This is a genomic window from Nocardiopsis sp. NPDC055879, assembly GCF_053615935.1.
In genome coordinates this window covers 40759-64554 of the sequence record NZ_JBSHCT010000029.1, presented here as the reverse complement: position 1 = coordinate 64554, position 23796 = coordinate 40759, and the positions used below count along the sequence as shown (strand labels likewise).

At 70.0% G+C, this 23796-nt stretch carries 18 protein-coding genes; 9 read left to right on the top strand and 9 right to left on the bottom strand.

Annotated elements, in window-relative coordinates; genetic code table 11:
• The 3 genes from ACWGKS_RS26250 to ACWGKS_RS26240 all read right to left on the bottom strand — a co-directional run.
• The coding region (locus ACWGKS_RS26250) for an amino acid adenylation domain-containing protein (protein ID WP_452524351.1) at positions 1 to 5369 on the bottom strand (5369 nt) is incomplete at its 3' end.
• A 65-nt stretch (positions 5370 to 5434) separates the two neighbouring features.
• On the bottom strand, positions 5435 to 6793 hold the full coding sequence (locus tag ACWGKS_RS26245) for a serine hydrolase domain-containing protein (protein WP_358511967.1): 1359 nt from the start codon (positions 6791 to 6793) through the stop codon (positions 5435 to 5437).
• A gap of 615 nt (positions 6794 to 7408) precedes the next feature.
• The gene (locus ACWGKS_RS26240; RefSeq protein WP_358511964.1) at positions 7409 to 7651 is read right to left on the bottom strand and encodes a hypothetical protein; all 243 of its coding nucleotides are present in this window, start codon (positions 7649 to 7651) and stop codon (positions 7409 to 7411) included.
• A gap of 276 nt (positions 7652 to 7927) precedes the next feature.
• Between ACWGKS_RS26240 and ACWGKS_RS26235 the strand changes: the two genes are divergently transcribed.
• The 5 genes from ACWGKS_RS26235 to ACWGKS_RS26215 all read left to right on the top strand — a co-directional run bounded on the left by ACWGKS_RS26235 (position 7928) and on the right by ACWGKS_RS26215 (position 13206).
• On the top strand, positions 7928 to 9157 hold the full coding sequence (locus tag ACWGKS_RS26235; RefSeq protein WP_358511961.1) for a sensor histidine kinase: 1230 nt from the start codon (positions 7928 to 7930) through the stop codon (positions 9155 to 9157).
• Positions 9145 to 9798, top strand: a complete 654-nt coding sequence (locus tag ACWGKS_RS26230; RefSeq protein ID WP_358511958.1) for a response regulator transcription factor — start codon at positions 9145 to 9147, stop codon at positions 9796 to 9798. The genes ACWGKS_RS26235 and ACWGKS_RS26230 overlap by 13 nt, the downstream gene beginning before the upstream one ends.
• A gap of 124 nt (positions 9799 to 9922) precedes the next feature.
• Positions 9923 to 10549: a TetR/AcrR family transcriptional regulator gene (locus ACWGKS_RS26225; RefSeq protein WP_452524348.1), complete on the top strand. Its 627-nt coding sequence runs from the start codon at positions 9923 to 9925 to the stop codon at positions 10547 to 10549.
• A gap of 51 nt (positions 10550 to 10600) precedes the next feature.
• A complete protein-coding gene (locus ACWGKS_RS26220; RefSeq protein WP_358511952.1) occupies positions 10601 to 11503 on the top strand; it encodes an alpha/beta fold hydrolase in 903 nt (300 codons plus the stop codon).
• A 17-nt stretch (positions 11504 to 11520) separates the two neighbouring features.
• Complete coding sequence (locus ACWGKS_RS26215) at positions 11521 to 13206, top strand: fatty acid CoA ligase family protein (protein WP_358511949.1); 1686 nt, start codon at positions 11521 to 11523, stop codon at positions 13204 to 13206.
• Between the two features lie 102 nt (positions 13207 to 13308).
• Here the strand turns inward: ACWGKS_RS26215 and ACWGKS_RS26210 are convergent, their stop codons facing one another.
• Positions 13309 to 13941: a hypothetical protein gene (locus ACWGKS_RS26210; RefSeq protein ID WP_358511946.1), complete on the bottom strand. Its 633-nt coding sequence runs from the start codon at positions 13939 to 13941 to the stop codon at positions 13309 to 13311.
• 271 nt (positions 13942 to 14212) lie between these two features.
• Between ACWGKS_RS26210 and ACWGKS_RS26205 the strand changes: the two genes are divergently transcribed.
• The 3 genes from ACWGKS_RS26205 to ACWGKS_RS26195 all read left to right on the top strand — a co-directional run bounded on the left by ACWGKS_RS26205 (position 14213) and on the right by ACWGKS_RS26195 (position 16367).
• Positions 14213 to 14857, top strand: a complete 645-nt coding sequence (locus ACWGKS_RS26205; RefSeq protein WP_358511943.1) for a hypothetical protein — start codon at positions 14213 to 14215, stop codon at positions 14855 to 14857.
• 98 nt (positions 14858 to 14955) lie between these two features.
• The gene (locus tag ACWGKS_RS26200; RefSeq protein ID WP_358511940.1) at positions 14956 to 15474 is read left to right on the top strand and encodes a hypothetical protein; all 519 of its coding nucleotides are present in this window, start codon (positions 14956 to 14958) and stop codon (positions 15472 to 15474) included.
• Positions 15475 to 15620: 146 nt separating this feature from the next.
• Positions 15621 to 16367 carry a hypothetical protein gene (locus tag ACWGKS_RS26195; RefSeq protein ID WP_358511937.1) on the top strand — a complete coding sequence of 249 codons (747 nt, stop codon included), beginning with the start codon at positions 15621 to 15623 and terminating at the stop codon, positions 16365 to 16367.
• Positions 16368 to 16447: 80 nt separating this feature from the next.
• Here the strand turns inward: ACWGKS_RS26195 and ACWGKS_RS26190 are convergent, their stop codons facing one another.
• From ACWGKS_RS26190 to ACWGKS_RS26170, 5 genes are all read right to left on the bottom strand, one after another.
• Positions 16448 to 17584 (bottom strand): PQQ-dependent sugar dehydrogenase, encoded by a 1137-nt coding sequence (locus ACWGKS_RS26190; protein WP_358511935.1) that lies wholly within the window; start codon positions 17582 to 17584, stop codon positions 16448 to 16450.
• A gap of 34 nt (positions 17585 to 17618) precedes the next feature.
• Positions 17619 to 18770, bottom strand: coding sequence for an FUSC family protein (locus ACWGKS_RS26185; protein ID WP_358511932.1), 1152 nt, complete (start codon positions 18768 to 18770; stop codon positions 17619 to 17621).
• A 153-nt stretch (positions 18771 to 18923) separates the two neighbouring features.
• Positions 18924 to 19517, bottom strand: coding sequence for an O-methyltransferase (locus tag ACWGKS_RS26180; protein WP_358511929.1), 594 nt, complete (start codon positions 19515 to 19517; stop codon positions 18924 to 18926).
• A 248-nt stretch (positions 19518 to 19765) separates the two neighbouring features.
• Positions 19766 to 20470: a Crp/Fnr family transcriptional regulator gene (locus ACWGKS_RS26175; RefSeq protein WP_358511926.1), complete on the bottom strand. Its 705-nt coding sequence runs from the start codon at positions 20468 to 20470 to the stop codon at positions 19766 to 19768.
• Positions 20471 to 20621: 151 nt separating this feature from the next.
• The gene (locus ACWGKS_RS26170; RefSeq protein WP_452456188.1) at positions 20622 to 22013 is read right to left on the bottom strand and encodes an MFS transporter; all 1392 of its coding nucleotides are present in this window, start codon (positions 22011 to 22013) and stop codon (positions 20622 to 20624) included.
• A gap of 348 nt (positions 22014 to 22361) precedes the next feature.
• On the opposite strand from ACWGKS_RS26170, the gene ACWGKS_RS26165 reads away from it, so the two are divergent.
• Positions 22362 to 23744, top strand: coding sequence for a hypothetical protein (locus ACWGKS_RS26165; protein ID WP_358511922.1), 1383 nt, complete (start codon positions 22362 to 22364; stop codon positions 23742 to 23744).
• The last annotated feature ends 52 nt before the right edge of the window (positions 23745 to 23796 follow it).

The window sequence follows — 23796 nt, the reverse complement described above, 5'->3', positions numbered from 1 at the left end:
ACCCCGTCCACCACCAGGTGATGCACCACCAACAACAGACGCGGAGCCCCTTCACCCTCGAACAACACCGCACGCACCACCGGCCCCGACACCAGGTCCAGAGAACTCTGCGCCTCGTGCACGCGCTCGCGTTCCAGGGCCCGAGCACTCGCTTCGTCGAGCCCGGACAGGTCGACCCTGGTCGGCTCGCATCCGGCCTCCCCCGCCGGGACGATCACGGCCGCGCCGTCAGCGCCGTCCGTTCCGCCCGATCCGGGGCTCATGCGCAGGCGCAGCATGTCGTGGTGCTCCACCAGACCCGCCAGTACCGTCGGCAACAGCGAGGTGTCGGTGTCCTCGGCCAGGTCGAGGAGCACGGACATGTTGAAGTGGTCCGGTCGGACCGTGTGGTGCTCCAGGAACCACCGCATGATCGGCGTGGACGGCACCGGACCCGAGACCGGACCCCACACCACCGAGGCCGCACCCGACTCCTCGGCCACCTCCGCCAGACCGGCCACCGTCGCACGCGTGAACACGTCCTTGGAAGAGACCACCACACCCGCACGACGCGCCCGCGACACCACCTGAATACTCAGAATCGAGTCACCGCCCAGAGCGAAGAAGTCATCGAAGACCCCCACCCGCTCCACACCCAACACCGAAGCGAACACCCCGGCCAACACACCCTCGACCTCAGAACGCGGGGCCACCGTCTCCCCCGGTCCGTCGAGGTCCGGCTCGGGCAGCGCCCGCCGGTCCACCTTGCCGTTGGCGTTCAGCGGCATGGCCTCCAGCACGACCGCGGCCGAGGGAACCATGTACGCGGGCAGGGCCCGGGAGAGTTCGGTGAGCAGGGCCTGCCCGCCACCCTCCGGCAGTCCCTTCTCGTCCGGCACCACGTAGCCGACCAGGCGTCGCGCCCCGGACGGGGACCGGTGAACGAGCACGGACGCCTCCGCCACCCCGGGCAGGGCCAGCAGCGCGGACTCGATCTCTCCCGGCTCGATCCGGAACCCCCGCAACTTCACCTGGGAATCCGCCCGACCCACGTACTCCAACCACCCGTCGACGTTCCACCGCACCAGATCACCCGTGCGATACAAACGACCACCCGAACCGAACGGATCGGCGACGAAACGCTCCGCCGTCAACCCCGAACGCCCCCAATACCCCCGCGCCACACCCGCACCACCCACGTACAGCTCGCCCACGGCCCCCGGAGGGGTGCGGCGCAACAGTGGGTCCAGCACGTGCAGCCGCATGCCGTCGAGCGGGCCGCCGATCGGCATCGGGACGGGCACGGCCCCCGGCAGGGGGAATCGGGTGGCGAAGGTGGTGGTCTCGGTCGGTCCGTAGACGTTGGCGATCCGCGTACCGGGGCAGGCCTCGACGGCCCGCTCCATCGCCTGCGGATTGGCCGCCTCGCCACCGGTCATGACCTCGCGCAGACCCTCGAAGCAGGAGGGGTCCTGGGAGGAGTAGAGGTTGAACAGCGCGGTGGTGAGGAACACCCCGGTGACCCCGTGCGCGCGGACGGTCCCGGCGAACTCCTCGGCGTCCATGCGCCCGGGCGGTGCGACGACCACGACACCGCCGTTCAGCAGCGGCGCCCAGATCTCGTAGGTGACGGCGTCGAAGGCGTGGGAGGAGTGGAACAGCACACGGTCGTGGTCGCCGCCGGTCCACAGCCGGTCGTGGGCCAGGCGCACGACGTCCTCGTGCGTGACCGCCACGCCCTTGGGCCTGCCGGTGGAACCGGACGTGAACATCACGTAGGCCAGGCTTTGGGGCAGGACGCGTGCCTCGGCCTCCGGCGGGGCCTGCGCATCGGCCCGGGAGCGGACCGAATCGGCCTCGGGCCCGTCCAGGTCCAGCACCGGAAGTCCGTCGACGCCCTGGACCCGCCCCCGCGACGGGGCATCCGTCAGAACACAGACCGCTCCGGTCTCCCGCGCCAGCCACGCCACACGTTCGGCCGGATCATCGGCGTGCACGGGCACATAGGCGGCGCCCGCGCGTGCGGCGGCCAGCATGGCCACGACCACGTGCGCCCCGCGCTCCAACACGAGCAGCACCGGCGACTCGTCGCCCGTGCCGTGCGCGCGCAACCGCTCGGCCAGGGCGGCCGAGCACGCGTCGAGCTCGGCGTAGGTCAGTTCCGTGTCCGCCGAGGTGACCGCGAGCCCGTCGGGATCGAGCGCGACCCGCCGTGCGAACGCCTCCGGGACGGTCTGCTCCGCGCCCTCGGGGTGGGTCCCCTCCCACTCCGCCAGAGCCCGCTCCTGGGCGTCGGTGCGCACACCGATCCGGGCGACCGGCCGGTCCGGGTTCGTGGTGAGCGCGGTGGCGAGCCGGCGGACGCCCTCGACGAGCGCGGCGATCCGCTCGGGGTCGTACAGGTCGGTGTTGTACTCCAGGTCGAGTCTGAGCCCGCCCCCGCGCTCCTCGAACTCGAAGACCAGGTCGAAGAGGGAGGAGGTGCGGGGCAGGTCGAAGGGCGCCACGTCCAGGCCGTGCAGGCCGAGTGCGCCCGTGTGGGCGTTCTGCAGCACCAGGAGGGCCTGGAAGACGGGCGTGCGGGACTGGTCGCGTTCGGCGACCACCGCGTCCACGACCCGGTCGAAGGGGAGTTCGTGGTCGAAGGCGGCCAGAACGGTGTCGCGCACCCCGTCCAGGAAGTCCCCGGCGGTGGCGCGGGGGTCCACCCGGGTCCGCACCGCGACGGGATTGACGAAGAAACCGACGACGTCGTCCACCTGGTGGTGGTCGCGCCCCGCCGAGGCCACGCCCAGGGTCACGTCCGCGCTACCCGAGGACGCCGACAGCAGGAGCTGGGTGAGGGCCGTGAGGGTCACGAACAGGGTCGCTCCCCGCTGATGACCGAGGTCGCGCAGGGCGGCGGTGACCTCCGGCGAGAGTTCGGCGCGGTGGACCGCCCCGGCCGTGGTCCGGACCGCCGGACGGGGGTGGTCCGCGGGAACCTCGGCGGCCCGCGCGTCCTCCAGCTCCCGGGTCCAGTACTCCAGGTGTTCCCGCTCGGTCTCCCGAGTCCAGCGGTTCCGCTCCCACACGGCGAAGTCGGCGTAGTCCACCGGTGCGGCGCCGGCGCGCTCCGGGACGGTGCCCTCGACCCGGGCGCGATAGAAGGTACCGAGGTCGCGGACGAGGATGTCGACGGACCAGCCGTCGCAGGCGATGTGGTGCGCGCTGAGCACGAGGGCGTGGTCGTCCGCTCCCATGCGCACCAGCAGGGCGCGGAAGGGCGAGCCGTCCTCCAGGTCGAAGGGACGCTCCGTCTCGGCCCTGAGCAGTGCCTCCAGCCGCCGTTCCCGGTGCGCCCCGGACTCTGTCAGGTCGGTCCGGGACAGCGGGACCTCGGTCCGTCGGGGGGCACGGACGTGCTGCACCGGCCCCTCGTCGGTGGAGGTGTAGGTGGTGCGCAGTGCCTCGTGGCGGGCCTGGAGGTCGCCCAGGGCCTCGTGCAACGCCGGGACCGACAGGTCCCCGCGGATTCGGTAGGCGCTGCCCGTGTAGTACTCGACGCTCTCGGGGTCGTGCTGGTGGAGGAACCAGAGGCGGCGCTGGGCCGCGGACAGCGGCAGGGGGCGGTCCCGGTCGACGGGCTCGATGGGCCTGGGAGCCTCCTCGCCGGTGATCCCCTCGGCGGCGACGCGGGCCGGCGTGCGCAGGGTGAAGATCGCCCGGCGGTCCACGCCTCGGCCCAGGCCGGCCTCGATCCTCGACAGGGCGCGCGCCGCGAGGATGGAGTCCCCGCCCAGGTCGAAGAAGTCCTCGTGGCGGCCGACACGCTCCAGTTCCAGGACGCGGGCGAACTCCTCGGTCACGACGCGTTCGGTCTCGTCCTCGGGCGCCGCGTACTCTCGTCGGACGGCGTCGGGCGCGGGCAGCCGGTCGTGGTCGATCTTGCCGTTGGGTGTGGTGGGCAGGGCCGCGAGCACCACCACCACGGAGGGCACCATGTGGTCGGGCAGGACCTCCCTCAGGCCCCGTAGGACGGTTTCCTCCTCCGGGTCGGCACCGCCCGGCTCACCCGCCACGTAGGCCACGAGTCGACGGATGCCGGGCCGGTCCTCGCGCACCAGGACGGCGGTGTTGGCCACCTCGGGAAGAGCGATGGCGGCCGTCTCGACCTCACCGGGCTCGATCCGGAAGCCACGGAGTTTGACCTGCTTGTCGACGCGACCCCGAAACTCCAGGGCGCCGTCGGACAGCACGTGCACTCGGTCTCCGGAGCGGTACATCCTGGCTCCGGGCGGCCCGAGGGGGTCGGGCACGAACCGCTCCGCCGTGAGTCCGGGACGGCCGTGGTAGCCCCGGGCCAGCCCCGCCCCGGAGATGTACAGTTCACCGCTGCCACCCGGACCCACGGGGCGCAGGTGGTCGTCGAGCACGATGACCCTGGTGCCGTCGACGGCGTGTCCGAGGGGCGGGACGCCATCACCGGACAACGGTTCGCTCATGGTGGCGCACACGGTGGTCTCGGTGGGCCCGTAGCCGTTGAACACGTCGCGCCCGCGCGACCACAGCTCCACGATGGCCCCGGGGCAGCTCTCACCCGCGACCATGACCGACCGCAGATCACGCAGACCGGTCGGGTCCAGCCCCGGAAGCACGGCGGGGGGCAGGGTCACGTGGGTGATGCGGTGGTCGGCCAGGGTACGCACGAGCGCGTCGCCCAGGAGCGCGTGTCGTGGCAGGACCACCAGGGCGGCGCCGTTGAGCAGGGCCATGCACACTTCGAAGAACGAGGCGTCGAAGCTGGGCGACGCGAACTGGAGCACTCGGGAATCGGGGGTGACGTTCATACGGACCCGCTGGGTCCGTGCCAGGTCCTCGATGCCTCGGTGGGTGACCAGTACTCCCTTGGGACTGCCGGTGGAACCAGAGGTGTAGATGACGTAGGCGACGTCGTCGGGCAGGGGCCCGGCACCCGGGAGCGGAGCGGTGCCCTCCAACCGGTCGGAGTCGACGGTGGTCACCACCGAATCGCCCTGCCAGGGTGTGTCCGCGCCGGTCACGACCAGGTTCACCCCAGAGTCGGCGAGCATGTGGGCCAGGCGCTCGTCGGGGTAGGCGGGGTCCAGTGGCAGATACGCGGCGCCCACCCGGGTGATCGCGAGCAGGGCGACCACGAGGTCGACCCCGCGCCCCAAGTGGACTCCTACACGGTCCCCCGGCACCACGCCGGAAGCGACCAGGCCCCTGGCCCGGCGCTCGACGAGGGCCTGGAGTTCGGCGTAGGTGAGGGTGAGCTCCTCCGACACCAGGGCGACGGCCTCCGGTCTCTGGGCCACCCGCGCGGCGAACAGGGCCGAAAGGGTACGGGTGGGCTGGTCGGTGCTGGGGGAGGCATCGGCAGACAGCACGTTCACTACTCCTGTGTGGGGCGGCCCGGGAACGGACCCGAAGTGGCTGGAGGACGGATCGGGGCTCAGGCCCGGGAACGCACGGGAGCGGACGTGCGTCGCAGGACGCGGCCGTTGTACTGCATGGACGCGATGGTGGAGGGATCGTCGGTCGCACGCAGGAAGCGGCCGTCGAAGGACATGCCGCCGAGATCGCCCACCGTCACGGAGAAATAGAGGTCGGTGCCGGCGACGAGCGGTCCGGAGAAGCCATTGGAGAGGGTGAACCACAGGGTCCCGTCCCCTTGGTGGGTGACCTCGACGGCGAGGTCACCGTTGGCGTAGCGCCCGGTGACGTCCACGCCCGTCCTCCGGGGTCGGCTCACCGGTGTGCGCTGCCGGTAGTGCCCCACGTCCAACCCGAGGTCGCCCAGCCCGGACACCAGGTCCTCCCACAGCCGGATCCCGGTGGTGCCGTTGGTGGTCAGAGCCACCGCGACGCGCCCCACCGGGTCGACACGCAGGTTGCAGGTCCCGCCGTCGAGTGTGCCGTCGTGGCCGTACCAGAAGCGATCCGTCGCCAGGTGGAGGGCCCAGCCCGCGCCCCAGCCGTCGGCCAGGCCGAAGGGGTCGGCGGAGGGGACGGCTCGGCCCATCTCATCGAGGATCGTGGCGTCGGCGATGTCGCTCTCCAGCACCGCGTCCTCCGGAGCCATGAAGGATCGCGCGAAGTCGACCAGGGTGGTCGCGCTTCCACCCAGACCACCCGCCGGGGTCAGCTCGGGCTCGATGTGGAAGTCCACCGGCTCGGTGAGACCGGTGGTGGTGTCCACCGCGTGTCCGCTGACCAGACCACTCGGCGCCTTGGGGCTTCGGGCGTCGTGCACGAAGGCGAGGTCGAGGCCGGTGGGCAGGGCCAGGTAGGACTCCAGGGTCTCCCACCAGCCCTGGCCGGTGACGGCTTCCACGACGTGGGCCGCCAGGGCGTACCCGCTGTTGGAGTAGGAGAAAGCGCTCTCGGGGGAGCCCACCGATTCGCTCCGCAGGAGGGAGGCGGCGTAGTGGCGCAGGGGTTCGGCTCGCGCCGGGTCCGCTTCGTGGTCGGAGACGAGTCCCGCCGTGTGGCTGAGGAGCTGGCGCAGGGTCGTGACGTGTGCCGGGTGGCCGGTGGGCAGACCGCGAACGTTCAGGTGGTCGGTCAGGGCCGCGTCGAGATCGAGGTCGCCGTCCTCCACCAACTGCATGACCAGGGCGGCGGTGAAGATCTTGGACACCGATCCGTAGGCGAACCGGGAGGCCGGACCGACCGGCCGCCCCGAGCCCGTGTGCTCGACCCCTTCGGCCAGCTCGTACAAGGTTCCCTCACGGTAGACCGACAGCTGGGCCCCGGGTACGGCGTGCTCACGAACCAGGCTTCTGAACAGGCCAGACAGCTCGTTTTCCAAGATCAACTCCTAAGAATAAAAGCTTGAAATACTTGCAACCTGGGCCACACATAACGCCCCGTGCCCACAGGGAAAGCATCAGTACCGCGAACTGATACTTACCTACACCCCCACCCCATGGCAAACCATACGGCCAAGACCTTAATACATCGGCCAGAAGCCCGATAAAAATGGGACGCAGTTCACAAATTCACCCGGGAAGCGATCTTCGAGATAAGCCGAACCAACATCGATCGGACACTCACAAGACCACCCTGAACAGCAAAAACTTCCTCCAGAGCGATACCAACCGGACCGACGCCAAAGATGAACCGCCCGCAAAGAAAAACCCCCTACACGCGTTCACTGGTATCACCAAAATGAATCGAGCGGGGCAACTTCTCGCAACATGAAAAATATTCACAAACGCAATCGACCTCGCAAAATCACACAGAGCTATATTTCGATAGAGTAGGGCTACCGGAAGCAATGGCCGCATCCGGCCATTCCATTAATAAAACGAAGACAACTGGTAGCAACACAAAAAAGGGCGAGAGAAGATCTCTCACCCTTTAACAATTCCTCGGTCGAGCCGAGCGTGTGGGTCCCCGGCGGATGTGCGCCTTCGGCCCGGTCTCAGCCGCGGTGACGGAAGTGGTCCACGATCAACAGGACGATGCACAGAACCGTCGCCAGGCCGAACGCCAGACTGATCAGGGCGTTGAATCCGCCCAGGGAGGTGACGGCGTTGCCCGCCGCGCCGAGGATGAGCAGTGTCCACAGCACGCCTCGGAACGCCGCACGTCGCCCCCTGGGGGCGACGTCACCTCGACGCCCCTGTTCGGCGGGGGTGTTCGAGAACCTGTAGGGGTCGGTCATGTCGTGTTCTCCTGTGGTCTCGGCCGCGCGGACGGGCGAGGGACAACCGTCATGACGGCCCGTGGGTTGGGCACGCACACCACCCTAGGAACCCCCCGTCCCGCCATCCATCCCGCTGTCTGCCCGCCCGGGGTACAGCAGGCTGTACCCGTCCGCTCGGCCCGAACCGCCGCCGGGTCGGGCGGGTAGGGTTCTGCCGTGCCCCCGCAGGAGACGAACACACCCCCCGGCCCGGCGACACGGAGCGGTTCGCCCACCCCCGTCCGGAACCTCACCGTGACCGGGCTCCACAACATGTTCCTCAGCCTGGAACGGCTCTCGGGAGGGCTGCTGACCGGGTTGGCCGCACTGTTCACCCTGATCTTCCTGGCCGCGGTCGCCCTCACCTCCTTCCTCGGGATCGGTCTGCTCCTCGTACCCGCCGCCCTGCGCCTGCTGCGCACGGTGGCCAACTGGGAACGGGACCGATTCCTGCGCTGGGGTTCCGAGATCATCCAGCCCTACAGTGACGAGGTCCCGCGCGGCCCCCTTCGGGCGCTGGGCTCACTCCACGACGACGTCCAGGTGGGGCGGAACCTCCTGTGGCTCGTGTGTCACTCCTTCCTCGGCCTGCCCCTCGGCCTGTTCGGGGTCCTGCTCCCGATCATCGCCGTCCGCGACGTCACCTTCCCCTTGTGGTGGCACCTACTGCCCCCGAACACTGCGGGCGCCTCGGTGGGGCTTCCCGTGCACAGCTGGCCCGGCGCCCTGGCCGTCGGCTTCCTGGGCCTGGCCTGGTGCGCCATCATGTTCGGCCTGAGCCCGACGTTGGCACGTGTCCAGGGCCTGCCGGGCAAGTGGTTGCTCGGATCGCGTTCCCAGGCCGTCCTCACCGAACGCATCCACCACCTCACCGCGACACGGGCCGCCGCGCTCCAGGCCCACACCACCGAGCTGCGCCGGATCGAGAGGGCCCTGCACGACGGCGCCCAGAACCGGCTGGTCGCCGTCACGATCCTGTTGGGGACCGCGCGGCGGGCCGTGCGCACGTCCCCCGAGGAGGCCGATGACGTCCTGGAACGGGCACAGAGCGCCGCGGAGGACGCCCTGGCCGAGATGCGTGGACTGATCCGGAGCATCCTCCCGCCGGCTTTGGAGAAGAGGGGCCTTGAGGGCGCGCTCAACGCGTTGGCCGGTGGCTGCCCGGTGCCCTGCATCGTGGAGGTCCATGGCCTGAAGCGATACGCCTCCAGCATCGAGGCCACGGCCTACTTCATCGTGGCCGAGGCCATCACCAACATCACCCGGCACAGCGACGCCACGCGCGCCCGGGTCAGCGTCACCGAAAGGGAGAACACGTTGCGCATCGACGTCCATGACGACGGCCGTGGTGGGGCCGGTGAGGGGGCCGGCACCGGTCTGGCCGGGATCCGCACGCGGGTCGAGGCACACGACGGGTCGTTGACCGTGACCAGCCCCATCGGTGGGCCGACCCACCTGCACGCGGAGCTACCGTGCGCATCATGATCGCCGAGGACGACACGCTCCTCAGGGAAGGGCTCGCCGCGCTGCTTCGGGGAGAGGGGTTCGAGATCGCCGCGACGGTGGGCGATCCCGACGCCTTGATCGACGCCGTGACCGAGAAGGCACCGGACCTGGCCATCGTGGACGTGCGCATGCCGCCGACCCACACCGACGAGGGGGTGCGGGCGGCGATCCGCGTCCGCGAGATCCACCCCGGTCTGCCGGTGCTGGTGCTCTCCGCCTACATCGAGCAGTCCTTCGCCAGCGACCTGATGGCGGTGAGCGCCTCGGGCGTCGGCTACCTCCTCAAGGAACGGGTCGGCCGGGTGGACCGGTTCCTTGAGGCCCTGCGCCGGGTGGCCAAGGGCCAGACCGTGATCGACCCCGAGGTGGTCACACAACTGTTCGCGCGGCAGAACGCCGACGAGGCGCTCGGCAGGCTGAGCCCGCGCGAGCGCGACGTGCTGGCGCTCATGGCCGAGGGCCTGGGCAACGCGGCCATCGCCAAGCAGCTGTTCGTGACCGACGGGGCGGTGCACAAGCACATCCGCAGCATCTTCGGCAAGCTCGGTCTCTCCCCCGACGACAGATCGGACCGGCGTGTGGCCGCGGTGTTGCGTTACTTGGACTCCGAACGCGCCTGACCCCTACCGCCGGTTCTTCCATGTGGGCGTCCACGTCCGCGCCCGACCGTTCTCCGGGCTCCAACCCTCGGGGTGACGCATCGCCTTAGTCTGTGTCCCGCACACACACGAGGAGGACTCAGACGTGGTCGGGATCCGCAGGCAGCGCCAGGAGCGCACCCGTGAGGCATTGCTCGACGCCGCCACGACGGTGTTCGCGAGTTACGGATACGGCGCCACTTCCATTCCACGGATCGCGCACGAGGCCCGGATGTCGACCGGTGCGATCTACTCGAACTTCAGCGGCAAGCAGGAACTCTTCCTGGCCGTGGTCCGACGCGTGGTCGAGGCGGGCGCGGCCTCGCGTCGACACCACGCCGACGTCACCGCCGACCACGACGAGCTGATCGCCCGGATGGTCACCAACTGGACCTCCACGATCGAGACCGCGCCCGACATCGTCCTCCTCATGGCCGAGTTCTGGCTGTACGCGCTGCGGCATCCTCCGTTGGAGGAGGCCGTCGCGCAGCTGTTGGCCGAGGTGCGGACCAACCTCTTGACGAACATCGTCGACGCCGGTGTGGTGGCCGATCCCGACGTGGCGAAACGGCTCGCCGGCGCAGTGCAGGCCATGGCGTACGGGTACGCGATGCAGCGGCTGGTCGACGAGAACGCGGTCTCGCCGGAGCAACTCGTCGAGTCGGTGGGCTGGCTCCTGCGCGGCGCCGTTCCGCCCGCACAGGGGGTTGTGGCGGGCACCACATCCCAGTAGCCTCCGATTTCAGAGAATGATCATTCTCTGAAATGCGACATGGAGGCCCTGATGGGAGAAAGCACGCAAAAATCCTCCGATCCCGGAAGTCGACCCGACGACGCCACACTCGAACGGTTCCGGCATGACGGCGTCGAGGTCGCGGTCCGACGTGCCGGCGACGATGGACCCGGCGTCGTCATGCTCCACAACGGCGGCACCTCCCACGGCATCTGGCGGCACCAGATCGCCGACCTCGCCGCCGACCACCGCGTGGTGGCCATCGACCTACCGGGCTTCGGTGCCTCTCCCATGCCGCCCGAGCCGATCGACCTCGCCGCGCACGTGGACCTGGTCGCGGCCCTCGTCCGGCACGACGGGCTCTCCCCCGTCACGCTGATCGGCAACTGCATGGGGTCGGCCATCGCCGCCGGGGTAGCCGCCCGCGACCCGAAGAACGTGCGGGCTCTCGTCATGGTCAACCCCCTGACGGACGCGACGTTCCGCCGCGGTGGCCTCGGGATCCTCATGGCCCCCACCGAGGCCTGGTCGCCGGTGACCGCTCCGGTGCGGGCGGCGCTGCGTCGAATCCGTGTCCCCCGCGCCGCCGTCCCCTTGGCGCTCCGCTTCCAGTTGGGTCCGGCCGGTGTCCGCGCCGGGCTCCACCACGACCCGGAACTGACCGCCTGCATGCTCCGGAACGACCAGACACCGGCCCTCACCGACGTCCTCACGGACCTGCCCGCCAGTTACCGCATCGTGCGCGGACCAGACGGGCCCCCGCTCTGCACCATCTGGGGCGCCCGCAACCGGGTCCTGTCACCGGTCGCCGGGGTGCGCCTCGACGCCCTGCTGCGCTCCGAGCACCGTGTCCTGGTCCACGACGCGGGCCACATGCCCATGCTCGAACGGCCCGAGACGGTGACCCAGGAGATCCGTTCCTTCCTGGACAACGTCGACTCCCCCGCCCGATGACCCCGGAGGTGCCCCCGATGACGGGACCGACCCCCACCACCCCCGACCGCATCCGCGTCGCCGACCGAGTCCTGGACGTGGCGCGCGCCGACCCCGACCGCGTCGCCATGGTCCAGACCGACAGTGGGCGCGACGGTGTCCTCATCCACCGCAAGCGGACCTATGGCGAGCTGTCGGACCGCGCCGAACGCCTGGCCGAAGGCCTGCGCGCCACCGGGATCCGAGAGGGCACCCTCTGCTCGTTCATGGTCCCGCCGAGCTTCAACGCGCTCGTGCTGGGCACGGCGCTCTTCCGTGTGGGCGCCACGCTGGTGGGCATCGAGCCCTACAGCCACGGCATGCGCCGGGTCCGGCAGTGCCTCGACCGGATCGGCCCGGAGGTGTTCTTCGGTACGCCCCGCGCGCACCTGGCCAAACGGCTCTTCGGTTGGGGCAGGCGGACGGTGCGTCAGGAGTTCGTCGTGGACGGCGCCTGGCCGGGCGTGCGGTCGATGGACGACCTGCTGTCGGACCGGGCTCCGGACGTACCGGAACCCGCCGACGTCGAACCCGGCGATCCGGCCGTCATCGCCTTCACCACCGGCAGCACCGGCAAGCCCAAACCCACGGTGCTGCGCCAACGCAACTTCGCCGCCATGGTCGAGTTGGTCGGCGCCCAATGGGCGCTCGGTGACGGCGGCGACGTGATCGACATGCCCACGTTCCCGATGTTCTGGATCATCGCGCTGTCGGCCGGCGGGCAGGTGGTGGTCCCCCCGATGGACTTCACCATGAAGGGGCCCGGCGACGCCGACCCGGCGGCGCTGCTGCGCACCATCGAGGAGCGCGGCGTCCGGTCGATGTTCGGTTCGCCCGCCCTGCTGCGAAACCTCTCGGCGCACGCCCGCCGCGAGTCGATCACGGTGGAGAGCGTGCGGCGTATCGTCGCGGGCGGCGCCGAGGTCCAGGGGCCGCTGTACGCGGCGGTTCGGGACATGCTCGGCCCCGAGGGCGAGCTGTACTCCAACTACGGGGCCACCGAGGCGCTTCCCCTGTGCGAGATCTCGGGAACGACGGTGTTGGAGGAGACCTGGGAGCGCACCGAACGCGGTGAGGGCCTGTGCGTGGGTCCGGGCCTGCCCGGTGTCGAACTCCGGATCGTCCCGGTGACCGAGGGGAACATCGCCGACATCGGTGACGTGGAGGCCCTGCCGGCCGGTGAGGTCGGTGAGGTCATCGCCCGTAGCCCGCACATCAGCGAGGACTACTTCCAAGACCCGGTCGCCACCGCCGCGAACAAGGTCCCCGATCCGGACGGCACGGTGTGGCACCGGTTGGGGGACGTCGGACACCTCGACGACCAGGGCCGTCTGTGGTTGGGCGGACGACGTTCGCATCGGGTCATCACCCGGGGCGGGATCTTCCTGCCGTTGCGGGTCGAGCCGGTCTTGGCCACCCACCCGGCCGTCCACCGGGCGGCCCTGGTCGGTGTGCCCCGGGCGGGGAGCATCGCCGCGGTGGTCTGTGTCGAACGCTCCGACGAGGACCGACGCGACTCCGCGACGGTGGCCGCCGAGCTGCGCGCGCTGGCGGAACGCAACGAGTCGACCCGGGGCCTCACCGAGTTCGTCGAGGTGCGGCGCCTTCCCGTGGACCGTCGGCACAACGCCAAGATCGACCGACCGGCGTTGGGGGCCTCGTTGGCCCGTCGAAGAAAGCGGTGACGCGGGGCCCGCTCGGGGCAGGGGCGGGTCCACGGTGGTGCGAACCGGGCCACCGATGATCGAGGACGTAGGACCCGCCCCTGGGCGATCGCGGCCATGCCGTCAGTCCATGGACGCCATGATCTCCTCGGCGACCCGGAGCGCGCCCTCCGACAGTTCGTCCTGGTCGGCCTCGCCCATACGGTCGTAGGTCACCTCCACGAGGACCTGGCCGTCCACGACCGTCACCCCGGCCCCGTCGCCGACGCCCTCACCGGTGACGGCGAACTCACCGAGGTCGACGTCCGGGTCGGCGTCCTCCTCGCTGTAGGAGGCGAGGGTGCTTTCGACGTAGGGCCCCTCGTGGACCTCCATCGAGAAGTGGATCGTCCCGCCCGCCGCCGAGACGAGCATGCAGCTCATCCGCAGCCGGTCGAGGTCGTCCAGGTCATCGGGGTCGGGGATGCCCGTCGTCCCGTGTGTGTCGCTGCGCGTGTCCTCCTCTCCGAGGAGGTCGTCCAGGGTCTCCTCGGAGAGCACGGTGCACAGGTTCTCGGGGGCGATCGTCAGGGGGTCGACGAGGTCTCTCTCCGGCCGATCGTTCTCCCCCTCCTCCGGTTCCCTTTCCGTCTCGGGTGCGTCGGCGGCGGCCGCGTCCGTTTCGGTCGTCTCCGGATCACCTCCGCACCCGCTCAACATCAGGGCCAGGGCCAGACCCGAGGAGAGGGCGGCGGAGGCGGACATGTGCTTGGGCACGAAGGGCCTTTCTCAAGAGGTTGGAACGACGTCGCCACCCTAGAACCCAGAGCGACGGGCCGATCGCCCGGGGCCGCGCACCTCGACGTGGTCCATGCCCCGCGTGACGGCGAAACCGCCTCGCGCGCTCCGGAGAATCGGCCGGTCACAAACCCGCCGAACCGACCGTCCCCTCACGATCGCCCTCTCACCTGCGCGAACACCGCACCACCGTTCGGGCGGAGTTTCGTGGTCGCGCTCAAGGGCAGGAGCCGCACAGGAGGTACCCCCCGTGGAGACCCAAACCATAGTCATCATCGCGATAGTGCTCGTGGTCGCGGTCGTCCTCGCCGGAGGTATCGCGTTCGCCGCGCGGTCCTCGATCCTTCCGGCCCGGCGCACCGCCCGGCTCAAACAGCGCTTCGGCACCGAGTACGACCACACCGTCGAGGCCCACGGCGACACCGCCGTCGCCGAACGGGACCTCGCGCGACGACTCGACCACCGCGAGGGCATCGACCTTCGCGAACTCACCGACGAGGAGCGCGGGGCCCACACCCACACGTGGACCTCCGTACAGCAGGGGTTCGTGGACGACCCCGTCCGAGCCGTACACGACGCCCGCGGCCTGGTCGAGACCATCATGCGGGACGTGGGCTACCCCGACGTACCGACCGTCACCGCCGACGACGACGGGTTCGAACGCCTGGCCAAGGTCCTGTCCGTGGACCACCCCACGGCCGTCGCCGACTTCCGCCGCGCCCACGCGGCCGGCCACCTCGCCGAGGCCGACCAGGAACAGACCGAGAGCCTGCGCGAGGCGCTCGTGGCCTACCGCGGTCTCACCGACTCACTGCTCGGCGGGCTCCCACCACGTGGGGAACCCTCTCCGGCCGGTGAACGAGCCATCGAGAACGCCGCCGAGGAGGGTCGGTGAGCGGGGCCGACCTTCCCGGTGGCTCCGGGCGCGGAGCCCGTTGGACCCTGCGGGCGCACCACGCAAGGATTCCACGACCGGGTCAGGAGGCACGACCAATGCAGACCCCGAAGGAACCGCACGATCCCCCGAAGGACCCCGCGTCCGCCGACGGCGGCCCGTGGCTCCCCGCACCCGACCACGTCGATCCCACCACCACCGAGGTCGAAGCCGTGGTGAAGGACCCCGACCCCCTGCCCAAGCGTGAGCCCAAGAGCGGTGCGGGACGCCGTAAGCGGGTCCCGGCGGCGCAGAAACGCCCGTCCTCCCCGGGGCGGCCCTCGAAACGGGACGGGGAGCCCTGGCGGCTCCGGCCCCAAGGGTTGGAGGGTTCCGGGCTCCTCGACCGTTGGAAGGAGGTGCAGATCGGTTTCGTGGACGATCCGCGCTCCTCCGTGGCCGAGGCGGACGCGCTGGCGGCCGAGGTCGCCGAAGCGGTGGTCGCGGCCCTGGAGGAACGGCGCACGGCGCTGCGTGCCGCCTGGGACGGCGCCGAGGACGTCGACACCGAGGTCCTGCGATTGGCCCTGCGCGACTACCGTTCCTTCGTCCGGCACCTCAGCGGGGAAGAAACCTGATTCCACTGCCCGGTGGGGCCTCGGCCTTCGATGGCGGGCCCACCGGGCGGTAGCATCTGTAGCGGTTTCTCCCCCCCGTCCGCGTGCCCCCGCCCCCTCGGAGAACGCCGTGTGACGGGGTCACCCCAGACACGGAAACGGACGGCATGGACGCTGAAGAGACCCAGGTCATGACAAGGACCGCCGAGTTCACCACCACCCAGGGTTGGGAGACCGAGGTCCGGGGGCGCGTGGCCGCCGCGGTCGACCGGCTCGCCGGCCCCCTCGCGGAGCTCGCCGAGCGCGACGCCAACGACGGTGACACCCGGCTGCTGGTCGCCGACTTCTTCGACGTCGGACTCAATTTCAGCAAGTACCGGGACATGACCACCGAGTACCGCACCAGTGGTGACTCCGTCGACTACGCGATCGTTTTGGACGGTGCGCTCTTCGCCCCCGTCGAGGTGTGCCGGATCGGTCAGGAACTGGACCTGCGCAACATCCAGGTGTCGCGGCGGCTGGCCGTCGACAAGGGCGCGGAGTGGATCTACCTCACCAACGGCCGGGTCTGGCGGGTCTATCACATGCGCCCCGACCCCGACGGCGGCGCGCCCCGGCCGGTCACCGTCGTCGACGTGGACCTGCTGGACCAGGACGCCTACGACCGCAACGTCGACGGTCTCTTCCACATGACCCGTGACGCGGTGGAGCACGGCCGCTTGGACGCACTGCGCCGTTGGCACGAGGCCATCGAGCCCGGTCCGCTCGCGCGGGCACTGCTCGGTGACGAGGTGGTCGCGGCCGTGCGCGCCCGGCTGCGGGAGGACGCCGAACACCCCGGTCACCTCGGTGAGGAGGAGGAGATCCGCCGTGTCCTCACCGAGGAGGTCATCCCGAGCGGCCTGATCGGCTGACCGGTTCCGGCCCTCCTCGGGCCGGGCCCCGGCGAGGCCCGCCCTGGTGGGGCCCCGGCCCCTGTCGTGAGGGCCGCGGGTCACTCCAGGGGCACGTTCATGACACGGTCGTCACCGTCGGAGGGCGAACCCCAGGCGTCGAGGTTGCTGGTGGTCAACCACAGCGCGGAGCCGTCGGGGTGGGCCAGAACCGTGCGCAGTCGGCCGAATCCGTCGACGAAGTGGGCCTGCGGTTCACCGACCTCGCCCCCACCGGTCAGTGGGATCTCCCAGAGTCGCGCGCCGCGCAGGGAGGCCACCCACAGGGAATCGCCGGCGATGGCCGCACCACTCGGTGAGGCCTCGGCCGGCTCCCAGGTGAGCAGCGGATCCGTGAACTCCTCTCCCCCGCCGGGCCCCTCGACGATCGGCCAACCGTAGTTGTCGCCCGGTTCGATCAGGTTGACCTCGTCCAGGGTGTCCTGGCCGAACTCGGTGGCGTACAGGTTCTCCTCCTCGTCCCAGGCCAGACCCTGCACGTTGCGGTGACCGTAGCTGAGGACGTGGTTGTCGAAGGGGTTGTCCGGAGCCGGGTCGCCGGCGGTGGTCATCCGGAGGATCTTGCCACCGAGCGAGTCGGTGTCCTGGGCGTTGTCGGTGTCCTGGGCGTCACCGGTGGCCACGTACAAGTGGCCGTCGGGCCCGAAGGCGATCCGGCCGCCGTTGTGGGTGTTCGCCGCGGGGATGCCGTCCAGGATCACCTCGGTCTCGCCCAGGTTCCCGGACTCCTCGTCGTAGGCGACCCGGGCGACACGGTTGTCCGAGGAGGTCGTGTAGTACACGTAGGCGTAGGGCTCGTCGGGGAACCCGGGGTCGATCGCGAGCCCCAGGAGCCCGCCCTCGCCGCCGTGCGCCACCCCGTCGATGGTTCCGGCCTCGGTCACGTCGCCGTCCGGGGTCAGGTGGGCGACGGCCGCGGAGTCCCGCTGGGCCACGAGCGCCGAACCGTCGGGGAGGAAGTCGACACCCCAGGGGACGTCGAGGTCCGTGGCCAGGTCCCTGGGTTCACCGAGGTCGAGGGCTCCGGCCCCGTTCGAGCCCGTCGTCTGGCCCTCTTGGTCACTCATGTTCCGGGTCTCCCCGTTGGCGCAGGAGGTGACGAGAAGGACGGTGCCCAGGAGGGCGATGGTGTTGGTCGTCGTTCTTCGGGATCCGATGGGCGTGGATGTGCGATCCATGCCGCAACCCTGCCCACCGGGCGCACGAGTACGCTCACCGATCGTCGGACCGCTCGGCGTTCTCGTAACCTTGGTCCACTTCCTCAAGAAGGCGCTCGACGTCGGTGAGCAGAGCGCTGTACACCGGCCACTGCTCATCACCCCACTCCCGACGCCCACGTTCGCGGACCCTGTCCAACTCGCGCAGGGCGTCGTCGACCATCGCGCACAGGTCGTCGGAGGCGGTGCTGCGCTCGGGTTCCTCCTGATCATGCACGACCCTGAAGATCTCCGAGGCCCGCTCCAGCAACGGAGCGAGTTCCCGTAGGAACGCGTCGTCGAGGACGGAGAACCGAGAGCCCGAACGTGTGGTGCTGCGCAGCGCGCGCACCAGGGACTGCACGTGCTGCGCGGCTCGGCTCAGGGCCTGAACCCAGTCACGGTAGATGTCGAACTGCGCGGGCGACGGTTCCTCACGTGACAGGAGCCGCCGTGGGTTGAACCACAACCGGTCTTCCTGCCGACGGATCGACTCCTGGGCATTGCGCACCGTCCCGTCGAACCCGTCCGCGGTCTCAGCCCAATAATCCGGGTCCAACCCCTCCTTGCCCTGGCTCAGCCCCGCAGCTATCTCACCGGTCAGGGAACGCAGGCTGTCGGAGAAGACCAGGACGGCGTTCTCGGCGTCACGGAAACGCACCGCCGGGGCCAAGACGATATTGGTCAGCAGGGCGCAACCCGCACCCACGCAAACCATCAGCAGGAGTGACCCCAGGTCCGAGAGGCTGGTGGCGGTTCCACCGGCCAGGGCGAAGGCCGCCACCACGGAGACCTGTGTTCCCTGTTCACCGAAGAAGCGTGTCTGCCCGACGATGAGGGCCGCTAGGACGACCAAGGCGAACATCCACATGGTGGGGCCAACGGTGAGACCACTGATTCCGGCCATCAGGGCGCCAACGAACACCGCCGCGACGTATCGACCGGATTGGAGCGCCGACCCGTACACGCTGGGTCGGACGACCAAGAGCGCGGTGAAGGGGGCGAAACCGATCTGGGTGGACGCGCCCATCAGGTGTCCCACCACGTAGGCGAGGGTCGAGGCGATCGCGCACTTGAGGATGAGGACGAAGGTCTCACGCTCGAATCCACGTCTGCGCCGGGCCCGGTCGATCCTCCGCCACAGTTGTTCCCAACCGCCCTTGGCCATTCCACTCCTCCTAGGGTCACAGTTCGTGTGGTGGCCACTACTACCCGAGGAAGGGGCGGGTCGAACCCTTCAATGACGGGCCCGGGTGGCTCACGGTCCGGCCCGGGGCCGCAGCAGGGAAACCGTTCGGAAGCCGGCCCAGAGGGAATCGGGTCAGCGTCGGACCATGACGAGGACCCCGCAGGACCAGCCGAGCAACGGTAGCCGTTCCCACCCCGCTCGGGACTCCAGGTCCTTGATCAGGGCCTCCACCGCCAGACAGTGGTCCTCGGGAAGGGAAGTGTTTCGCGGTTGCCGGGCCAGGTCGTCCACCACGTAGAAACCACCCGGGTCCACCAGGGACAGGGCTTCGTCCAGGTGGGTGAACTTCCCCGGCCAGGTGTCGGCGAAGACCATGTCGTACCCGGGTCCGTCGTCGGTGGCACGGTCGATCAGCCACTCACCGCCGTCGGCCTCGAAGAGGGTCACCCGAGGATCCCGGGTGTGGTGTCGGCGGGCCACACCCAAGCGCTCGGGATCGTTGTCGAGGGTGTCCAACCGGGCGTGTTCGTCCATTCCGGCGAGCAGCCACGCGGTGCCCGCGCCCATTCCGGTGCCCAGTTCGAGGAGGCGACCGCCGGGTTTGGACGCGGCCAGGGCCCGTAGGAGCTGTCCGACCGCCTCCTCACAGGACATGCCGAACCCGAGGCTCTCCGCGTCGGTCTCGATGGCGTCCAGGATGAGGGGCCGTTGCTGCGTCTCTGTCACGGGACACTCCCTGTTCGGTGCGGCCGGGACACCAGGCTAAGCCCGAGTGTCGCGTCGATCCAGGAAGGGGAGAGGTGACCGCCGGAATGGTTCCGTCCTCACCACTCCGGCGGCCGGAACCGCTCTTCTCCACCGGGGAGGGGGCGCCGGAGGACTGGGCGCTGGGTGGAGCGAGGGTCGGGGCATGGTGCCCGAAAGTCATTGTGTCGCTTTCAGGACCACCGGACCACCGATCAGTCCGCAATCCCTCACGCGTTCTCGTAGATCCCCTTCAACCGCTCCATGTCGACGATGACGACGTTGCGGTATCCGGACACCAGTATCCCCTCCGACCGGAAGCGGCGGATGGCGTTGCCGACCGCGTCGGTGCGCGCGCCGATGAGCTTGCCGAGGTCGGTGTGGGAGAGGCGGACACCCAGGTCGATCCCGTTCGGGGTCGGGATGCCATGACGCTCGGCCAGTTCGATGAGCACCCGGGCCAAGCGCGCCTCCACCTCGTAACCGACGAACTCGGCACGGTGGCGATCGGCCCACTCCAACCGTTCGGCCATCATCGTGATCAGTGCGCGCCAGGCCTTGGGGTGTTCCTCCAGGAAGGCCTCGAACACCGAGTGGGAAAAGGTCCGGACCGACAGCGGGGAACACGAGGTGACCGTGGCGATCGGAGCGGTGCCGCGGAACATGCTGAGCTCGCCGACGAGGTCTCCGCGTACCCGGATACCGAGCATCGCCTCGGTGCCGTTGCGCATGACCGAGGTGACCTTCACACAGGCCGCGTCCCAATTCCGCGCTTCCGGCGGTGGGCCGAGGAGCATGATCTGCTCGTCCTCGTCACCTTGGGAGATGAGCACCCGGTTGGCCCGCAGGTAGCGCGGTGGCGCCAGTGACAGGAGCCGCTCGGCTGCGGGTCCCCCGATCCTGGACATGAAGGTGCCCATCGGCCAATCGGTCATGCGTCCTCCCCATCACTCCCCCTTCATCATGCCCAGGAGACCACCCGATCGCGCGAATCAGCACGGAAACCGAGAAGATTCGTGATCCACGGACGTGGCCCGGTACTTCCCGGAATCGGTACCGGGGCCCGGGGTTCCGGGCCCCGGGTCGTCATCGTCGGGCCGGTTCGCGCTCCCGAGGTTTCCGGGTCAGGGCGACCACGGCGACCGACACCACCGCGACGAGCGCGGTGAGCAGTAGCGCCACCAGGTGCAGCGCCTCGGTGAAGTCCGCACCCGCCAACCGGCCACCGGTCAGTACCGCCAGGAGAGCGCCGACCACGGCGATGGAGACCGTCTCCAGGCTCAGCCGGGTCGCGTTGAAGACACCCGAGGCCGTACCGACGCGTTCGGGCGGGACGGCGGCCAGGCCCAGCCCGTCGATCATCCCGCCGGTGAGCCCGACACCCGACCCGACCAGAAGGAACGGCAGCATGACCGACCACATGGACGCGTCGGGGGCCAGGGTGGTGAAGCCGAGGACCCCCGTTCCCAGAAGCAGCAGGGCACCGACCACCACGGCGACGTGCGGCAGCCGGTTCACCAGTTCCGCGCCGACCGTGGGCAGCAGCAGGGTCGGCACGGTCAGGAACAGCAACCACAGGCCCGCCGTGCCGGCTCCCAGCCCGACCACGTTGATCAGGTACGACGGCAGGTACACGAGCAAGGGCACCAACACCGACATGAACGTGGCCGCGGCCAGGGCGTAGGCGACGAAACGACGGTTGGCCAACAGGGAGACGTCCACGAGGGGCTCCGACCGACGGCGTTCCACCAGCACGAAGCCCACCGCGGCGACGGCCGCCAGGGCGATGAGCCCCACCAGGACACCGACGCCCCGCGCGGGTCCCTCCACCAACCCACCGATCAGCAACAACAGCGCGACGGTGAACAGGGCTCCGCCCCACCAGTCGACGGAACGGCCATCGCCGCGCATCGCCGGGATTCGCGAAGCCGATAGCAGGGCCAGACCGGCAACCGTCGCGGGGCCGGCGAAGGCGAACCGCCAGCCCAGGGCCTCCACCAGCAGGCCGGCGACCGCGGGACCGAAGGCCGTGCCGGCGCCCAGGACGGTGCCGAGCAGACCGAACGCCCGGGCCCGAGCCGGACCCTCGAAGGCCAGGGCCAGCATCGACCCGCCACCCGCGACGGCCGCGGCGGCGCCGACCCCGCCCAGCGCGCGCAACGCGACCAAGGCCTCGATGCCGGGGGCGAACAGGCACAGCAGGCCGCTGACCAGGAACAGGCCGACCCCGAACACGTAGACGCGTTTACGGCCGGCCGCGTCCGCGATCGAACCGGCGCACACGAGGAAGGCGGCGAAACACGCGTTGTAGGCGTTGACGACCCACTGCGCCGAGGTGAGGCCGACCCCCAGGTCCGTCTGGATGTCGGGCAGCGCGACCGAGGCCCCGGTCAGGGACAACGGCAGGGTCAGAGTGGACAGCAGAACGGTGACGAGCACGAGGGTGCCGCCACCCGAAGGTGATTTCACGAGTGACATCCGGCGTGGTGAGTAGGACGCCGGGCAGCCCGAGAGACCGCACCGGCGAGGACGCTGATGCGGCGGTCGGAAACTACGAGGATCTGGCCGCCGCTAGAGGGCGGCCTGCTCTTCCGTGAGCGGCATGGGCACGAGTCAACCGCTTTCGGGGTCGTCTCGCCAAGGGATTTTCCGGTGGGGGTCCGGATCCGGCGCGGAGGAGGCGCGGAAACGGCCCTCACACGGGCGTCGTAGGCTTCCCCACGACCCCCAGCAGACGAGGTTCGTATGTGTTTCCTCCGGCGACGACGGCGATCCCGGCATGATCCAGGGACTTCCGCGTCACCCGAGCCCTCCGCCCCCGGGCCGTTGACGGGCGAACTTCCCGCGCACTACGACCACGTGGTGCGCATCGGGGTGGAGGTCGAACCCCGGGACGAGCCGGCCTTCCTCGCGACGGTGGGTGGACGTCCCTGGCAGACACGGCACCTGGGCGCGGGTCGGTACGACGTGCGTGTCGCGGTCTCCGGTGTGGCACTGGGCGCCACGCGGGCGGCCCTGGCGGAGTTCCAACACGCACTGTCCAAGTCCGGAACGGAGGTCCGGGTCACCTTCGCGGCCCGACCGCTGCACACTCCGTCGACGTCACGCCGGTACCTGGTGCTCCCCCGGGACCGGATGCCCCGGTGGGAATGGCTGGCGGCCCCCGCCCGTGTCCTGAGGTCGTGGCGTTCCCGGGGGACCATCCAGGCGTCCTCGCTCGCCGAGGCGAGGTCGATGCTGGAAGACTTCGTGAAGCGCAACCCCGAGGCCGGACCACCCGATGGACTCATGGTGGTGGGCCCACCGGACCCGCCCGGCGCCACGCCCCCCGCGGGGGACGGAAGGGGTTCGGCGGTGAGGGACCCGCTGGACGACCGGCGTTTCCTCCCGATCGTGACGCTCATGATCCTGGCCGTGGGAGGGGTGGCGCTCTTCGGCCTGTACATCGCCGCTTGGCGACCGGAGGGGAACCTGTTCCCGGTCGTCGTCGCCCCACTGCTCGCCCTGCCCTGTGGGTTCGGGGTGTGGCAGATGTTCCGCCACATCCCGGAGGGTCGGATCAACACCTGGCTCCCCTTGGGGCTGACCGCCCTGGTCCCGCCCCTCACGATCGCCCTGAGCACCGCCAACCAGGACGCCTACCTGGAGGCGTTCGGGATCTCTCCCGGGGACGTGGTGACCAGTGGTCCGGGCCGGCTCTTCGCCTTGGCCGGTTTTCTGCCGGTGCTGGTTGTCCTCCTCGTCTCGCTGGGGGCCTTCGGTCTCCTCCGCTACTTCCACATCGGTACCCCGGGAGCATCGTTCTTTCCACGGCTGCTGACGATCCTCGCGGTCTGTCTGTACGGGCTCGCCACCTTGTACGTACTCCTCACCACCATGAAGGGGCCCTTGGAACAGGGCGCCCAGGTCGGTTCCGACCACGTCGCCCACTACCGCTCGGAGGGTGGCGAACCGCGTGGCCACGTGGGGGTCACCCCGTCCGTCGTGTGCGTGGAACCGGGTGGTGATCCGATCCAACGGATCGGACCACCGCCGACCACCGACCGGCCGGTGTTGTACTTCGACGGAGCGAACGACGTCGACCTCCTGTGGGACCGCGAGCACGGCCTCACCAAGGTGCCCCGCTTCTCGGTGAGTCTGACCCCCGTGCCCGACCTGAACTCCGTCTGCCCCGAACCGGAGTCCATGGAACCGGCGTCCGCCGATTGAGGAGCCTCGTGGTTCGGCGGTCGCCCGTCCGGGGAGGCGGCATCGCCGGGAA

What these genes read in the sequence shown, in the direction of transcription:
- ACWGKS_RS26240 (WP_358511964.1), bottom strand. Translation starts at nt 7,651, where the DNA reads ATGACCGACCCCTACAGGTTCTCGAACACCCCCGCCGAACAGGGGCGT.
- ACWGKS_RS26220 (WP_358511952.1), top strand. Translation starts at nt 10,601, where the DNA reads ATGGGAGAAAGCACGCAAAAATCCTCCGATCCCGGAAGTCGACCCGAC.
- ACWGKS_RS26215 (WP_358511949.1), top strand. Translation starts at nt 11,521, where the DNA reads ATGACGGGACCGACCCCCACCACCCCCGACCGCATCCGCGTCGCCGAC.
- ACWGKS_RS26200 (WP_358511940.1), top strand. Translation starts at nt 14,956, where the DNA reads ATGCAGACCCCGAAGGAACCGCACGATCCCCCGAAGGACCCCGCGTCC.
- ACWGKS_RS26195 (WP_358511937.1), top strand. Translation starts at nt 15,621, where the DNA reads ATGGACGCTGAAGAGACCCAGGTCATGACAAGGACCGCCGAGTTCACC.
- ACWGKS_RS26190 (WP_358511935.1), bottom strand. Translation starts at nt 17,584, where the DNA reads ATGGATCGCACATCCACGCCCATCGGATCCCGAAGAACGACGACCAAC.
- ACWGKS_RS26185 (WP_358511932.1), bottom strand. Translation starts at nt 18,770, where the DNA reads ATGGCCAAGGGCGGTTGGGAACAACTGTGGCGGAGGATCGACCGGGCC.
- ACWGKS_RS26175 (WP_358511926.1), bottom strand. Translation starts at nt 20,470, where the DNA reads ATGACCGATTGGCCGATGGGCACCTTCATGTCCAGGATCGGGGGACCC.
- ACWGKS_RS26170 (WP_452456188.1), bottom strand. Translation starts at nt 22,013, where the DNA reads ATGTCACTCGTGAAATCACCTTCGGGTGGCGGCACCCTCGTGCTCGTC.